This is a genomic window from Mesorhizobium abyssinicae, from assembly GCF_049887195.1.
GTDB lineage: Bacteria > Pseudomonadota > Alphaproteobacteria > Rhizobiales > Rhizobiaceae > Mesorhizobium > Mesorhizobium abyssinicae.
Genome location: NZ_JARAKC010000019.1, coordinates 33,480 through 48,486, shown reverse-complemented (window position 1 = coordinate 48,486; position 15,007 = coordinate 33,480). Strand labels below are relative to the sequence as shown.

At 61.5% G+C, this 15,007-nt stretch carries 18 protein-coding genes and 1 pseudogene; 18 read left to right on the top strand and 1 reads right to left on the bottom strand.

All coding sequences use genetic code 11. The features are described 5' to 3' along the window. The first annotated feature begins 3 nt into the window (after positions 1–3). The 17 genes and pseudogenes from PU724_RS27315 (at position 4) to PU724_RS27235 (ending at position 13,156) form a co-directional block, all read left to right on the top strand. On the top strand, positions 4–207 hold the full coding sequence (locus PU724_RS27315; protein ID WP_354424552.1) for a hypothetical protein: 204 nt from the start codon (positions 4–6) through the stop codon (positions 205–207). Between the two features lie 103 nt (positions 208–310). Beyond that, entirely contained in the window at positions 311–628 is a 318-nt protein-coding gene (locus PU724_RS27310) for a hypothetical protein (RefSeq protein ID WP_354424554.1), read from the top strand. Between the two features lie 13 nt (positions 629–641). Next, positions 642–1,118, top strand: a complete 477-nt coding sequence (locus PU724_RS27305; RefSeq protein ID WP_354424555.1) for a hydrogenase maturation protease — start codon at positions 642–644, stop codon at positions 1,116–1,118. A gap of 3 nt (positions 1,119–1,121) precedes the next feature. Then, entirely contained in the window at positions 1,122–1,433 is a 312-nt protein-coding gene (locus PU724_RS27300; RefSeq protein WP_354424557.1) for a hypothetical protein, read from the top strand. A gap of 93 nt (positions 1,434–1,526) precedes the next feature. Continuing rightward, positions 1,527–2,534, top strand: coding sequence for a hypothetical protein (locus tag PU724_RS27295; protein WP_354424559.1), 1,008 nt, complete (start codon positions 1,527–1,529; stop codon positions 2,532–2,534). Between the two features lie 28 nt (positions 2,535–2,562). Beyond that, entirely contained in the window at positions 2,563–2,766 is a 204-nt protein-coding gene (locus tag PU724_RS27290) for a hypothetical protein (RefSeq protein ID WP_354424561.1), read from the top strand. Between the two features lie 9 nt (positions 2,767–2,775). Further along, positions 2,776–3,000 carry a hypothetical protein gene (locus PU724_RS27285; protein WP_354424562.1) on the top strand — a complete coding sequence of 75 codons (225 nt, stop codon included), beginning with the start codon at positions 2,776–2,778 and terminating at the stop codon, positions 2,998–3,000. A 13-nt stretch (positions 3,001–3,013) separates the two neighbouring features. After that, positions 3,014–3,880: a NifU family protein gene (locus tag PU724_RS27280; protein WP_354424563.1), complete on the top strand. Its 867-nt coding sequence runs from the start codon at positions 3,014–3,016 to the stop codon at positions 3,878–3,880. Beyond that, on the top strand, positions 3,877–5,067 hold the full coding sequence (locus tag PU724_RS27275) for an NHL repeat-containing protein (protein WP_354424564.1): 1,191 nt from the start codon (positions 3,877–3,879) through the stop codon (positions 5,065–5,067). Before PU724_RS27280 ends, PU724_RS27275 begins: the two co-directional genes overlap by 4 nt. After that, entirely contained in the window at positions 5,064–7,520 is a 2,457-nt protein-coding gene (hypF, locus tag PU724_RS27270) for a carbamoyltransferase HypF (protein WP_354424565.1), read from the top strand. Before PU724_RS27275 ends, hypF begins: the two co-directional genes overlap by 4 nt. Continuing rightward, positions 7,490–7,771, top strand: a complete 282-nt coding sequence (locus tag PU724_RS27265; protein ID WP_126092853.1) for a HypC/HybG/HupF family hydrogenase formation chaperone — start codon at positions 7,490–7,492, stop codon at positions 7,769–7,771. Before hypF ends, PU724_RS27265 begins: the two co-directional genes overlap by 31 nt. Positions 7,772–7,782: 11 nt before the next feature. Continuing rightward, positions 7,783–8,475 carry a D-sedoheptulose-7-phosphate isomerase gene (locus tag PU724_RS27260; protein WP_354424568.1) on the top strand — a complete coding sequence of 231 codons (693 nt, stop codon included), beginning with the start codon at positions 7,783–7,785 and terminating at the stop codon, positions 8,473–8,475. Beyond that, positions 8,472–9,620 (top strand): hydrogenase formation protein HypD, encoded by a 1,149-nt coding sequence (gene hypD / locus PU724_RS27255; RefSeq protein WP_354424570.1) that lies wholly within the window; start codon positions 8,472–8,474, stop codon positions 9,618–9,620. The genes PU724_RS27260 and hypD overlap by 4 nt, the downstream gene beginning before the upstream one ends. Beyond that, entirely contained in the window at positions 9,617–10,681 is a 1,065-nt protein-coding gene (gene hypE, locus PU724_RS27250) for a hydrogenase expression/formation protein HypE (protein ID WP_354424572.1), read from the top strand. The genes hypD and hypE overlap by 4 nt, the downstream gene beginning before the upstream one ends. 6 nt (positions 10,682–10,687) lie before the next feature. Continuing rightward, on the top strand, positions 10,688–11,026 hold the full coding sequence (locus tag PU724_RS27245; RefSeq protein ID WP_354424574.1) for a hydrogenase maturation nickel metallochaperone HypA/HybF: 339 nt from the start codon (positions 10,688–10,690) through the stop codon (positions 11,024–11,026). Continuing rightward, positions 11,026–12,027: a hydrogenase nickel incorporation protein HypB gene (hypB, locus tag PU724_RS27240; RefSeq protein ID WP_354424575.1), complete on the top strand. Its 1,002-nt coding sequence runs from the start codon at positions 11,026–11,028 to the stop codon at positions 12,025–12,027. Before PU724_RS27245 ends, hypB begins: the two co-directional genes overlap by 1 nt. Positions 12,028–12,104: 77 nt before the next feature. Then, a pseudogene (locus tag PU724_RS27235) lies at positions 12,105–13,156 on the top strand (HoxN/HupN/NixA family nickel/cobalt transporter). 314 nt (positions 13,157–13,470) lie between these two features. Here the strand turns inward: PU724_RS27235 and PU724_RS27230 are convergent. Continuing rightward, positions 13,471–14,151: a transposase gene (locus PU724_RS27230; RefSeq protein WP_354424577.1), complete on the bottom strand. Its 681-nt coding sequence runs from the start codon at positions 14,149–14,151 to the stop codon at positions 13,471–13,473. A 440-nt stretch (positions 14,152–14,591) separates the two neighbouring features. Here PU724_RS27230 and PU724_RS27225 point away from each other — a divergent pair, with 440 nt between their 5' ends. Next, a complete protein-coding gene (locus PU724_RS27225) occupies positions 14,592–14,855 on the top strand; it encodes a hypothetical protein (protein ID WP_354424579.1) in 264 nt (87 codons plus the stop codon). Positions 14,856–15,007 lie beyond the last annotated feature (152 nt).

Below are 15,007 nucleotides of genomic sequence, written 5' to 3'. Positions count from 1 at the left end.
GTCATGAACTCGGGGCTCAAGACGCAGACCGAACCTTTTCCTGAAACCGAAAAGGAGTTCGCTGCGATTCTTGACGAGTTGCGCAAGCTCGATGCGAACGACGTCGAGGCCAAGATGGTCATCAGCGGCTTTGTTGATCATCCTTATGGGCCTGACGGGCAACGCTGCATGGAGTGCATGTACTATCTCGTCCACCGAGAGTGGTGAGACTTGCCGGAGCTGGCAGTGCCGGTCGACGCGGATTGGTGGTGCCGGCTCTGGCGCATCTGAGACGCGTCTGGCGCGGGCACGCCCCACAAGGGAGGCAGCAATGACGACGATCGATGGTCAGGATTTGCGTGAACAGATTGAAGCATTGTTGACGCAATGGCCGCAAACCGAAGCCTTCCCGCGAGCCGACACGCACGAGGATGTGCTTGCTGTCATTGGCCGTCTACAAGCGACCGGGGCCGAACTTTCGGCAAAGCTCGTGATCGCAGGCTTCACCTTGCAGCCAGTCGAGCATCAGGGAATAGAACAGGCAAGTGAGAGCTGCATGTATTATCTGGTGCATCGCAGGTTCTGTGAGCTTCCCGAGCTCGACCTGCCGGTCGAGCCAGAGTGGTCGTGCCGTCTTTGGCGAATATGACGGGCCGGCTGGCATGATCGCGGTCGTCGGCTGCGGCAATCTCAACAGGCAAGACGACGGTGCCGGGCCAGATGTGATCCGTGTGCTGCGCGCCGCCGGGCTGGAAGGACCGGACGTCAAGCTGCTGGATGCCGGGACGGATGGCATGGCGGTCATGTTCGCCGCCCGCGGCTGCAGGTCGTTGATCCTGGTTGATGCAGCCCGCAGCGGCGTCGAACCAGGCGCGATCTACGAGGTGCCGGGACGCGAACTGGCGCGGCCTTATTCTCCAGGACTCAATCTGCACGACTTCCGCTGGGATGCAGCACTCCATGCCGGCCGGCAGATCTTCGGCGCAGCCTTCCCGGTCGACGTCACCGTATTCCTGATCGAGGCCGGGCAACTGGATTTGGGGCTTGGTCTCAGTGTGCCTGTAGCCAAGGCGGCCTTGGTGGTAGCCCAGCGCATTGGGGAAATCGTGGCGGACCGCCTTGCGGCCGGACAGCAATGAACGATGGCGACTTTAACCGTGCGCGTGAGCCGCGGCGGCTTGCATCTGTCGGGCGAGGCCTACGAGCAGCATTTCTCTAGGATCAGCGGCATCGTGCTGATGCGACGTGAGGCCGACCTGCTCATCCTGCCGGTGCTGCTTGCGCAGGCAGGAGGGTATCTGCTCAAGCGTAAAAACCTGGCAGGCGACCGGGTGGCGCACGCTCCCGATTTCTTCCGGGCGAACGGAATTGCGGATGATGAAGAGCGCGAGCTTCAAGTGGTGTGGGACAGCTCTCAGGCTGGTTTCATCGGTCGGGGCGTATTTGCAAACTAAGTTTGCACATCGTAATTTAAGTAGACAATACTCAAAAAGTTGTTAGAAGCTGCAACCAAGCAGCATGGGAGGTAAAAGGTGAGGCAATCTCGTGTGGACGAGGAAGTGCGCGCCGCGTTGGCGGCTGCCGACGACCCTTCCGCCTTGCCCCAGGATCGCGCCGAGATGCTCATGGAGATCGCCATGGGTCTCCAGCAGCGTCCGAAATCGCCCGACGAGATCGAAGCGGCGATTGATCTCTACGAACGAGCCGGCGCTATCTGTCCGACCGGCGAGCATCTGCTGAGTACCCGAATTGCCGCTCGCCGGGCGACCGCGCTTCTGGCTCTGCCAAACGGCGGTGCCGATGCTCTCGAACGAGCCCGAACAGAGTTGGAAAAAGCGACCCGCTACTTTGCCGATCTGGACCGACCCGAAGAGCTGGCCGAGGCGGAGATGAATCTTGGACTGGCGATCCACAATCTCGCTGGCCTGAACAGGGCGCGCATCACCGATGCCATCTCGGCCTACCAGCGGGCGTTGCGCACTTTCGATCGTGCGAGGTTCCCGAAGGAATTCGCCATCCTGCAAAACAATGTGGCGACCGCCTTCCTGTCCATGCCCTTCACCGACAGTCGCGCGAAAATGCGCGAGGCGCTGGCCGTGCAGGCGTTCGAGGAGGGACTGAAGATCGTCAACCTGATCGATCATCCCACCGAATACGCAATGCTGCAGAATAACCTTGGCAACGCATTGCAATATGCCTCGTCCAGCCATGTCGTGGAAAACAATCTGCGCGCGCTCGAAGCCTATGACGAGGCTCTCAAGGTGCGTACCCGCGCAGCCATGCCGCTGGAATACGCCAACACCATCGCCAACAAAGCGAACTGCCTCTGGAACCTTCCCGACGATCCCGCTGATCCGAGCAACGGCAATCGCGCAAACCTGACGGCCGCGCGCGCGTATTACCGCGAATGCCGCGAGATATTCCTGGGTTACGGCGAGGCCGACAAGGCGCGCATCGTGGCGGAGGCCTGCGAACAGATCGACCGAGAGCTGCTTTCGGCACCGGCCGCGAAATCCAACGGATTATCCGGGTCTGTCCAACACCATCTCAATTGACGACAACAAGGAGCGCGAGGTGACATTAGTGGAACTTACTGCAGGCGTAGCGTTGCTGGCGCTGCTAATCGGCATTGTGACGTCGGGCATAGGCGGCGCCATCGGCGGCATGGCAACCGGCGGCAAGGCGATCGGCAACCAGCTGGCCGCGATGATGGGCAGCTTCTACGGGCCGGTCGGCGGCGTGGCTGGCATTGTCGCGGGCCTGATCCTTTTGGCGCTGATCGGCTGAGGTGCAATCATGTGGGAAATGGCGAAAACCTCGATCATCCTATTCCTCAAGGGCAAGCTCTTTGCCGACCCCGTCAAGGTCTACAGACAAACCGCGATAGGTGCCCTGACAACGGCCGCCCTGCTCGTGATCCTGGCCAAGCTCGGGGTCCCGGTCGTAGCCGCCGCGGCGGTGGCCGGGCTCGTCGGCGGCGCGATACAGCCGTATCTCTTCAAGGACCTTCGGTACCGATAGGAAATATGGGCAGATGAACGCCGTCGATCTCGTTCCGACCCAACGCGATACACTCGCAGGATACACCGGGGATATCGAGCGGCTGGAAGCGCTGTTTGCTTCCTGGGACGAGGCGCAGCGGTCTGCCGCGGAAGCCTACCGGCGCGCGATAGAAGACCTCCAGGGCGAGGCCCGGCGTCTGATCCGTGCTCTGAAAGATGATCCGGCAGCGCTCCAGGCGATGAAGACGGCGGCCGCTGACGAGATCGTCTATGCCGTGCTGCGACACCACAACATCCTCAAGCCGAGCCTGAGCGAACGCGTCGAGGTAGCGCTCGACGGTGTGCGTCCTATGCTTGCTTCGCATGGAGGCGATGTCCAACTCGTATCGGTGCGCCCGCCATCCATTGAGGTGCGCTTCACCGGGGCCTGTGACGGGTGTCCTGCCTCGGCCTTGACCTTCCATGCCGGGGTCAAAAAGGCGGTAGAGGAGGCCTGCCCGGAAATCACCGACATCCTCCAAGTCAAAGGATCAGGTGCCGGCGCCAACGACAGCGTGCGTTTTGTCAGTCCCTTCGCGCTCGGTGCGGTGGACGGCTGGCATCCGGTCTGCCGGCTCGACGAGATCCCGCAGGGTGGCATGCTCCGCCAGGTGGTCGGCGGCGAAAACGTGATTTTGTCTCGGCAGGGGGCGGTTGTTTCCTGCTTCCAGAATGCCTGCGCCCATCTAGGCCTGAAAATTGATGGCGGCGCGGTCGAGGACGGCATCGTGACCTGCCCGTGGCACGCCTTCCGCTATGATCTTGCCAGCGGCGAATGCCTCACTGCTCCCGAGGTGCAACTCCAGCCGCACATGGTCAAGGTGATCGGCAACCGGGTCGAGGTGAGGCTCGCCAAATGACGCGCGTCTCGCTCGCATCCGCTTTCCGTCCGGCTTGCGCGGTACCGTTGCCGGCCGCGCCGCTGCTCGATCCTGCGGGCGCCAGCATCGTGCTCGGCCACCATGTCGCCGCGAATGGCTTGCCGGTGCCGATCACTCCCAATCCCTCGACATTGTTTGGGCCGCGCGGCGTCTGCTTCGCCCCGGGCGGTGCGTTCCTTGTGGCCGACACCGGTCATCATAGGCTGCTCGGTTGGCGGCAGCTGCCGCAAGCCGACAACACGCCGGCGGACTTCGTCATCGGCCAGCCGGACTTCTTCACGGAAGGACGCAATGCTGGAGACAAACCCGGACCCGCGACTTTGAACATGCCGACCGGCGTTGCGAGCGACGGTCGCGTCCTGGCCGTGGCGGACGCGTGGAACCACCGCGTCCTGATCTGGACGTCGCTGCCCGAGCACTCCAACCAGCCGGCGGACCTGGTGCTCGGGCAGAAAGACTTCGGCGGCGGACTTGCCAATCGCGGGGAGCGCCGGGCGGGCCCCGATACGCTCAACTGGTGCTATGGCGTGACGATTGCGGACGGTCGTCTTTTCGTGGCCGATACTGGCAACCGACGCGTTCTGATCTGGAACGCCTTGCCCGAGACAAACGGCCAGCCGGCGGATCTGGTATTCGGTCAGCCTGACATGTTCGCACGCGACGACAACGCCGGATCCGGCGCAAGTGCTTCCGGCATGCGGTGGCCGCATACGGTTGCAGTGACCAGCGGCAGGACTTTTGTCGCCGATGCTGGAGACAGCCGAATCATGGCCTGGAACGGCATGCCCAATGCAGACGGCGCGCCGGCGAGTTTCATTCTCGGCCAGAAGAACTTTCAGGCCATCGATCATAATCGCGCCGCATACGACCCGAGCGAGCGGGCTTTGCAGATGCCCTATGGCATCGCCGCTCGCGAAGGCACGCTGATTTGCGCCGATACCGCAAATTCGCGCATCGTCGGTTTCCCGCTCGCGGACCTCGATATGGACGCTCCGGCAACCATGCTAGCAGGGCAGAACGGCTTCAGCCTCAAGGGGGATAATCGCTGGAAGGCGGCCACCCGCGACAGTCTCTGCTGGCCCTTCGCGATCGCGGTTCATGAGGACCTGATCGCGGTGGCCGACACCGGGAACAACCGCGTGCTGCTTTGGAAGCCGGCGCCATGACGGCCCTCGCCGCCCGGCAGGCCGCGGACCGGCACGAAAGTGTGCAGATCCGTGTGCGCGGCCGCGTGCAAGGGGTCGGCTTTCGTCCGACGGTGTGGCGCTTCGCACAAGAGGCTCTGCTCGATGGTGAAGTGCTGAACGATGGCGAGGGGGTTTTGATCCGGGTGCGCGGACCACTCAACGCTATTGCTCGTCTTGTCGAGCAGTTGCGGGGCGAGCCGCCGCCACTGGCGACCATCGAGGCGATCGAGGTGGCGCCTTTCGTCGGCGGGCTGGGCCAAGGCTTCAGGATCATCGCAAGCACGACCGGCGAAACTCGTACGGAGATCTCGCCGGACGCGGGCATTTGCGCCGCTTGCGCGGCCGAGGTGCTCGACCCCTTCGCGCGCCGCTATCGTTATCCCTTTACCAACTGCACCCATTGCGGCCCTCGCCTGACCATTGTTAAAGGCGTGCCCTACGACCGTGCCTCGACCACCATGGCGCCGTTTCCATTTTGTGCCGATTGCGCCGCAGAATATGGCGACCCGACTGACCGGCGCTTTCACGCCGAACCGATCGCATGTCACGCCTGCGGACCGAAGGCGAGGCTGATCCGCTTCGACGGACGCGCGGTGAGTTACGAGCAGCACTCCATGCTCGATGACGTCGATGCCGCGATGAGCCTGATACAGAAGGGCGCGATCGTCGCCATCAAGGCGCTCGGTGGCTATCAGCTGGCCTGCGACGCTACGCGCGCCGATGCAGTCGACCGGCTAAGGCAATTGAAGCGGCGCGAGCGCAAGCCCTTTGCGCTGATGGCGCGCGACATAGAGGTGATCCGCAAATACTGCGTAGTCTCGCCTGGGGAAGAACAGGCGCTACGCTCCGCCGCCGCCCCGATCGTGCTGTTTGATGCTGCAGCGCCGCGGCGTCTGCCCGAAAGCGTCGCGCCAGGCATGGCGAGCTACGGCTTCATGCTGCCTTCGACGCCTCTGCACGTGTTGTTGTTCCGCCGCATGAAGCGTCCCGTGGTGATGACCAGCGGCAATCTTTCCGAAGAACCGCAGGTGACCGGTGATGCCGAAGCGGCGGCAAAGCTGGGGGCGATCGCGCCTTTCGCGCTGATCCACGACCGCGACATCGCTAACCGCGTTGACGACAGCGTGGTGCGTCTGGCCGCTGGAAAGGCACGGATGCTTCGTCGCGCGCGTGGCTATGCGCCGGCCTCGATTCGGTTGCCGCGCGGTTTCGAGTCCGCACCGCAGGTCCTTGCCTTCGGCCCGCAGATGAAGGCAACCTTCTGCATGGTCAAGGACGGCCGCGCGGTGCTCTCGCAGCACCAGGGCGATCTGGAGAACGCGGCGACCTTCGACAACTACCGCAAGAACCTCGCACTTTTTCGCGATCTGTTCGATCATCGGCCAGATGCGCTGGCCTGCGACAGGCACCCCGAATATGTCTCGAGCAAGCTGGCCCGTCACCGCGCGCATTCACAAGGCCTTCCGCTTTTCGAGGTGCAGCATCACCATGCGCACATAGCGGCTTGCCTGGCCGAAAACGACAGGCCGTTGGATGCACCCGGGGTGCTCGGCATCGCTCTCGATGGCCTCGGTTTGGGAGCTGCGGGCGAAATCTGGGGCGGCGAGTTCATGCTTGCCGACTATCGCGGTTTCGACAGGCTCGGCACGTTCAAACCCGTGGGGATGCTTGGCGGCGCGCAGGCCTCGCGAGAACCTTGGCGCAATCTTTACGCGCACCTCATGGCCGAGATGAGCTGGCCCCAGCTTGCGATGAATTTCAGTGAGCTTGGAGTGTTTCAATCGCTTGCAGACAAGCCGCGCGTCACGCTCGATGCCATGATCAAGGGAGGCGTCAACTCCGCGCCGGCATCCTCATGCGGCCGGCTCTTCGACGCTGTCGCGGCCGCGCTCGGCATCTGTTTTGAGCACCAGGCTTATGAAGGGGAGGCCGCGATGCGGCTGGAGGCGATCGTTTGTCCAAAAGCCATGACCGAAGAGGGCGACGAACTCGTCTATCCTTTCACGATCCGCAATCTGAAGGGCAGCGGCCTGCCCTACATCGAGCCACTTGCCATGTGGAATGCGCTGCTCGGCGATCTGATCTTGCATACACCCGCGGGCGTAATGGCGGCGCGATTCCACAAGGGACTGGCCAAAACGCTCGCAGCGATGACGCTGAAACTTTCGCGCCGCGACGACGAGCAGGGTCCGCGCTTTGACACCGTCGTCCTTTCGGGCGGGTGCTTCCATAACCGCATCCTGCTCGAGGAGACCCTGCGCCGGCTTGAGGAGATGGATTTCAAAGTCCTCACCCACGCCGAGGTGCCCGCCGGGGATGGTGGCGTCGCGCTCGGTCAGGCGATAGTCGCCGCCGCGCATTCTATGGTCGCCGGCAAAGTCGGGTCAGAAGGAGGAAGCCCATGTGCCTCGGTATTCCAGGACGGATCATAAGGATCGACGATGCCGGGCGTAAGCTTGCAACCGTCGACGTGAGCGGCGTCCGGCGTCAGATCAACATCGCCTGCATCGTCGACGCCGAGCACCCGGTGGAGAGCTGCGTCGGCGACTGGGTACTTGTCCATGTGGGCTTTGCGATGAGCCGTATCGATGAGAACGAGGCGGCTGAGACGCTAAAGATCCTGACAGAACTTGGCGAGGCGCAGGCAGAAATTGAGGCAATGCGTCAATCCGCCCTTCACTAGGCAGATCAGCTATGTCGAATGAAGGCACATTAAGCGGGCTCTATCCGTTTCATCACGGCAAGACACAGGATCCCGCCAAGCTGCAGACGGCCCTGCTGCATTCGGTGGCCGAAAAGGCACGCGATTCGCGCGAAACGAATGAGGCATTCTTCGGCGGTCAGGCCGAGATTCTTATGGCCGCCGCGCGCACGCTGGCCGATGTCTACTCCAGCGCGGGTCATCTCTTTTCGATGGGCAATGGCGGCTCGAGTTGTGACGCGAGCCATGTCGCGGTGGAATTCGTTCATCCGGTCACGGCGGGGCGGCCGGCACTTGCCGCAACCAACCTTGTCGCCGACCTTGCCATGATTTCGGCCGTCGGTAACGATCTTGGCTTCGATCATGTGTTCGTGCGCCAGTTCGTCGCGCATGCGCGCAAGGGAGATGCCCTGATCGGCATCTCGACCAGTGGCAATTCCCAGAACCTCATTGCCGCCTTCGAAAAGGCCAAGGAGATAGGCGTTGCCACGATCGGACTCGCGGGCGGCGACGGCGGCAAGATGAAGTCTTCCGGCGCCGTAGACCATTGTCTGATCGTGCCGTCGACCTCGATCCACCGCATCCAGGAGTGCCACGTCGCGGCGTACCACATCATGTGGGACCTCGTGCACACGCTGCTCGCCGATGATCGCGGCTCCGCGGCTAGGAAGGAAAAAGTCCAATGAAATTTGCCGACGAATTCCGCGAACGCGACAAGGCCGTAGCGCTTGTGCGTGAGATCGAGAAGTTGTGCGACCAAATCGAGGTGACGAAGCACCGACCGCTCAACATCATGGAAGTCTGCGGCGGGCATACGCACTCGATCTTTCGATACGGGTTGGAGGGCATGCTCCCGCCAGCAATCGAGCTCGTCCACGGGCCGGGCTGCCCGGTCTGCGTGCTGCCGATGGGACGGGTCGACGACTGCGTGGCCATCGCCGAACAGGCAGGTGTTATCTTCACGACGTTCGGGGATGCGATGCGCGTGCCAGGTTCGCGCAAGAGCCTGATGCAGGCCAAGGCCGACGGCGCCGACGTGCGCATGGTGTACTCGCCGACGGACGCGCTGGCGCTGGCGCGCAAGAACCCCGACCGCGAGCTGGTGTTCTTTGGCCTCGGCTTCGAGACCACCATGCCCTCCACTGCGCTCACCGTGCTGCAGGCGGAAGCCGACGGCATCGAGAACTTCTCGGTTTTCTGCAACCACATAACCATCGTGCCGACGATCAAAGCGATCCTGGACAGCCCCGATCTCCATCTCGATGGCTTCCTCGGGCCCGGCCATGTTTCGATGGTGATCGGCACGGCCCCTTACGAGTTCATCGCCAACTTCTACCGGCGTCCTATGGTTGTCGCCGGCTTCGAACCGCTCGACGTGCTGCAGTCGATCTGGATGATCCTGAAGCAGATCAAGGAGGGCCGCGCCGAGATCGAGAACCAGTACACGCGCATCGTGCCCGAAGCGGGAAATGATCCTGCGCTGGCGGCCGTGGGAAAGGTTTATGAGCTGCGGGAGTTCTTCGAATGGCGCGGGCTGGGCTCCATCGACCATTCCGGGGTCAGGGTGCGCGATGAATATGCTCGCTTTGACGCCGAGCGCAAGTTCGCCATTCCCAACATCAAGATCGCCGATCCGAAATCATGCCAGTGCGGTGAGGTTCTGAAAGGGGTGCTCAAACCCTGGCAGTGCAAGGTATTCGGCACGCTCTGCACGCCCGAAATGCCCCTTGGTGCGTTGATGGTTTCGCCCGAGGGTGCCTGCGCGGCCTATTATCAATATGGCGGCGTGAAGAGGCAGGAACGGCCCGACACGGTGCCGGCTGCGCCATGAACCTCATGTCTCCCCCTCCCCGCAAGCTCGGCCGTATCCACGTGCCCGCCGTGACGCTTGCTCATGGCGGTGGCGGCAAGGCGATGAAGGACTTGATTGACGATGTCTTCGTCAGCGCCTTTGCGTCTGCCGAGCCGCAGGCGCTTGAAGACCAGGCGCGTTTCGAGCTCGCCGCGCTGGCTGCTCAGGGCGACAGGCTTGCCTTCACGACCGATTCGTTTGTCGTTGATCCACTGTTCTTCCCCGGCGGCGACATCGGCAAGCTGGCGGTCTTCGGCACTGTCAACGACCTTGCCGTGGGCGGCGCCAAGCCGCTCTACCTGTCCTGCGCGGTCGTCATCGAGGAAGGCATGAAGATTGACGAACTGCGTCGCGTCGCCCAGTCGATGGCCGCTGCAGCGCGGCAGGCGGGCGTCGCGATTGTCACCGGGGACACGAAAGTCGTGCAGCGCGGCGCCTGCGATAAGCTGTTCATCACCACGACAGGCGTGGGTGTGATCCCGGTGGGGATCGAACTTGCCATTGGCGCCATCAGGCGGGGCGACGGCATATTGGTCAACGGTCTCCTCGGCGATCACGGCGCGGCAATCCTAGCGGCGCGCGGCGATCTTGCCCTGGAAACGGAGATCGAGAGCGATTGCGCGCCGCTGCACGGGCTCATCGATGTGATTTTGAAAGCGGCTCCCGGAACGCGCACCATCCGAGATGCGACGCGCGGCGGCATCGCTACTGTGCTCAACGAAATGGCCGAGGCATCGGGCGTCGCGATCGAAATTGAGGAAGCGGCGACGCCGCTGCGTGAAGAGGTCCGCGGCTTTTGCGAGATCCTTGGTCTCGACCCCCTCTATCTCGCCAATGAAGGTAAGATCGTCCTCGCTGTTCCACCGGCCGAGATCGATGCGGCGCTGGCCGCGATGCGTGAGCACGCCCTCGGCGCATGCGCCATGCTCATTGGGCACGCTTATCCCGGGGAAGCCGGACGCGTGACGATGAAGACCGCATTCGGTGGCAAGCGCATCGTCGACATGTTGGTCGGCGAGCAATTGCCGCGGATTTGTTGAGGAGCCATGCACGAACTCGGCATCACCCGAAACATCGTTTCGATCGTGGAGGACGCAGCGAAGGGCCGCCGTGTCAGACGCGTTACGCTCGATGTCGGGCGTCTTGCCGGGGTCATGCCGGATGCGCTGGCCTTTTGCTTCGATGTCGTCTCGAAGGGGACGGCGCTTGAAGGTGCGTTGCTCGAGATCAGAGAAATCATCGGCCGCTGCCGCTGTCGCGGCTGCGGCGCCGAATTCGAAACTTCCGCGCTCTACCAGGCCTGTGGCTGCGGCTCGCGATTGCTTGAGCGGCTGGCTGGCGAGGAACTGAAGATCAGGGAAATGGAACTTGAGGAGGCTGCCTGATGTGCGCGACCTGTGGATGCGGATCAAACACCAACGCCACGATGCTGAATTTACAGACGGGCATGGTCCGGCCGTTGGGCGGTCACACCAGTGAGGACCCTGGCCACCATTACGACGATCATGAGCATGACCATGGCCATTCGCATTCCCACCACCATGGCGATGGGCATGTGCACGACCACGATCACGGCCACGTGCACGGAGATCATACGCACAGCCACGACCATTCTCATGACGATGAGGGTGACAGCCTGCATCATCACCACGAGCATGACGGCCATGAGCATCATCATGGCCATGGGCGCGGGACGACTGTCGTCGAGCTTGAGGCCCGCTTGCTTGCCAAGAACGACACGCTCGCCATGCGCAACCGAGGCTGGTTCGAGGGGCGGGAAATCCTAGCATTGAACATCGTCAGCTCGCCCGGCGCCGGCAAGACGACGCTGTTGGAACGGACAATTCAGGACCTCAAGGACGAAATCCCGATCTTCGTCATCGAAGGCGATCAGGCCACCGCCAATGACGGCGAACGCATTCGAGCCGCCGGGGCAGCGGCGGTTCAGGTCAACACTGGAACGGGATGCCACCTTGAGGCTAACATGGTTGCGCAGGCTCTCCAGGAGCTGAGACCACCTAGCGGCGCGATGGTGCTGATCGAAAATGTCGGCAATCTCGTCTGCCCGGCGCTGTTTGACCTCGGCGAGGATGCGAAGGTCATCGTTCTCTCGGTAACTGAGGGACAGGACAAGCCGCTCAAATATCCGAACATGTTCCAGGCAGCCGACCTCCTGGTCATCAGCAAGACCGACCTCTTGCCCTATGTCGATTTTGAGATGGATGTCGCACTGGCCAATGCACGGGCAGTCAACCCGGCAATCGAGGCGATAGCTTTGTCGGTGCGCAACGGCGAGGGTGTCGACCAGTGGTACAGCTGGCTGCGGAGCCATCGGCGATCCCTCGGTCGGTCATCTGCGATTGCGTCCGCCGCAGACAAAAAGTAGGCAAAAGCCAAAAAGATTGCGCAGGTGATTGGTCGTCCTTGGCCACGGGTGCGCGCTACGCGAGTGGGGCATAGATCATGATTGCCAATCTATTTGATGACCGGCCCGATCATCTGCGCTGCAAGACGGTGCTCACTTGCGTTTTTCTGATCGCGGCCAACATGGGCGCCTGGGCATGGGCCTGGTTTGCCTTTTCCCATCATCCCGCCTGCTCGGCACCGCCTTGCTCGCTTATACGTTTGGGCTGAGGCATGCTTTCGACGCCGACCATATCGCTGCGATCGATAATGTCGTGCGCAAGCTGATGCAGGAGAAGAAGGCTCCCTTCTCGGCTGGTCTGTTCTTTTCGCTCGGCCATTCCACGATCGTCGTGCTGGCATCTTTGGCGATCGCCGGGACGGCCGCGGCCCTTCAAGGCCGGCTGGAAAGGTTTCACGAAATAGGCGGCATCATTGGAACCTGCATCTCGGCCCTATTCCTGCTCGCCATTGGCATCGCGAACCTCTTCATCCTCAAAGGCATCTGGCAGACCTTTTCGAAAGCTCGACGCGGCGAGCCTATGGTCGAGGAGGATCTGGAGGCGCTGCTGGCCGGACGCGGCTTCTTCGCCCGCATTTTCCGGCCAATGTTTCGCGTCGTCACACGCTCATGGCATATGTACCCGGTCGGCTTTCTGTTCGGACTCGGCTTCGACACCGCAACCGAAATCGGACTGCTCGGCATTTCGGCGGCGCAGGCAGCAGCCGGTACGTCCTTCTGGACGATATTGGTCTTTCCGGCTCTGTTCACCGCCGGCATGTCGCTCTTGGACACGATCGACAGCGTGCTGATGACCCGCGCTTACGGTTGGGCATTTGTGAATCCCATACGCAAGCTCTGGTACAACATGACGATTACGGCCGCATCCGTTGTGGTCGCCATCTTCATCGGCGGTATCGAGTCGCTTGGACTGCTTGCCGACAGGCTGAGCTTGCAAGGAAGGGTGTGGAATGTCGTTGGCAACGTCAATGGCGACCTAACCATCTTCGGCTACATCGTTGTCGGAATACTTGTCCTCTGCTGGCTGGTCTCGACCTTTGTCTACAAGCTCAATGGCTTCGACAGAGCGGAAGCGATGAATGCTCCATGAGCCCGAGCGGGTTCGCTGGCGCAATCGGTTTGATAGCCCGCTCAAATCCGACAGGCTCATGCTCCCATGGCGGTCATCAAACTGACGGCAAGGTCGCGCTTAGAGGTTTCAACGGATTCGGTCATGTATGAAACTGTCGGCAATTACAGGGTACGTTCCGACACGTCATTACACGTCAAGGATCTGAACTCTATGCGGGCTGCAGCCGATTGGAAGCTCGGCCACTCATTGAGACCGAACGCGCGCAGCAGATCATGCTACCTCGCGCCCCGCGGCGCTGGCCTTCAACTGGGTGAGCAGAACTCGGACTTGCCTTATTGCAGCCCCAGCCTTTTCTTTAGCTCCGCATTCTCTTTGCGCAAGCGTTCCGCAAGCAGGTTCCTCAGTCTCTTGTTTTCTTCCTCGAGCGCAAGAAGATCCTTCAGATCGTCACCCGCCTGCGCAGGTGCCGGAGCCTTCTTCTTCCACTGATAATAAGTCTGCTCCGTTGTACCGGCTTGCTTTACGGCGCTCTTGAGAGTGCCCCCACCACTGATAAGCTTCTCGATTTGGCTCAGCTTTTGTGCGCGCTCTTCCCCGGAGTAAATCTTGCGGGCAATACGAACGGGTTTTGCCGCTTTACCGGCTTCAGTGGCTTGCGCGGCGCCATTCTTGCGGGCACCCAGCTTTGCTTCTGTCTTTGCGTTGCGGGGGCGCCGGGCTTTCTTATTGGGATCTGGTGCCGCTGCGACTTTCGCAGCGACTTCTAGTGAATTCGTCTGCTCTAGATCTGCCATATGACGCTCCGCCTCTTCTTTTTGAGCCGGTTCAGCATCAAGCGTCACGGAATTGGAGTCAATAAGGTTTTGATTCGGCGGGTTGTCGGCCTCGAGTTGCCCTGTGGTCTCAGCGAAAGCTTTTGACAGATCGACCCCGGCCCAAATGGAACGGTCAATTTTTTGATGATTGCGCTTCTGTCTGACTTCTACAATAAACGGTCGGAGTTGCCGCCTCATGAGTCCTTCCCCATTTATCCCGACGCAATGACCGCTGTTGAACCGTGTGGCCCTTGAGGCACATTGCGGCGCCGAGCTTTACCGGAATAAAACGATTGAAAGCAAGGGGGGAGCTTTCCACCGCCTGGCCTGCTTGGAAAACCCAGTTGCAAAAGAGACCGCATCCTTGTCCAGCCGAGACGCGCTTCGCGACGTGGGCGGCGCAAGAAATCGTCAGTGTGCGGCCAACGCAGCGCGCGCGCCAGCCGGAGCGGGAGGCCGAGCACTATCGCAACCGTCGGATCAGTTTGCCACGTGCTCAACCACCCGGCCGCCCTGCGCTTACAGCGGGACGGTTGTAAAGTTGCGGACTTATCCTTCTCCACCGAGATAGATCGTTGCTTCAGCTTGGAACCTTTTCTTAGAAGCGCCATTGTTGGGCGCTTAGCGGGGATTGCAAATTGGATTGCTTCAAAAAAATCGAGGCGCTGATTGAGGCCGGCGGAGCAACTGCAGTCGAGGAAGCCCGCGCATTGCTCAGTCACCACAGAGGCGGCTCCCAGGCGATCGCTGAGGCGGTGGACGAATTTCTGATCGACCTGATGACCGTGATCTTCCTGATCGATGCGGGCCGGGAGGCGAATTCAGCGCAAAGGCTGACCCGCATGAGGCTGTCCAAAGTGAAACTCTTGTCTCCTGTTTTGTCCAAAGACGGCGGGAAGTAAGAATGGGGATATTGTCGGCCGCGTCCTGGAGAACCCGCGGCCCTATGGTGGCAGAAATCGCTGTGGCATCGGCCCGTAGCCGAAAGCCCAGTTTTACGGCACTGCGGGCCGCGCCCATAAGGAGATGCTTGGAGCAATCAGAAAAAATGTGA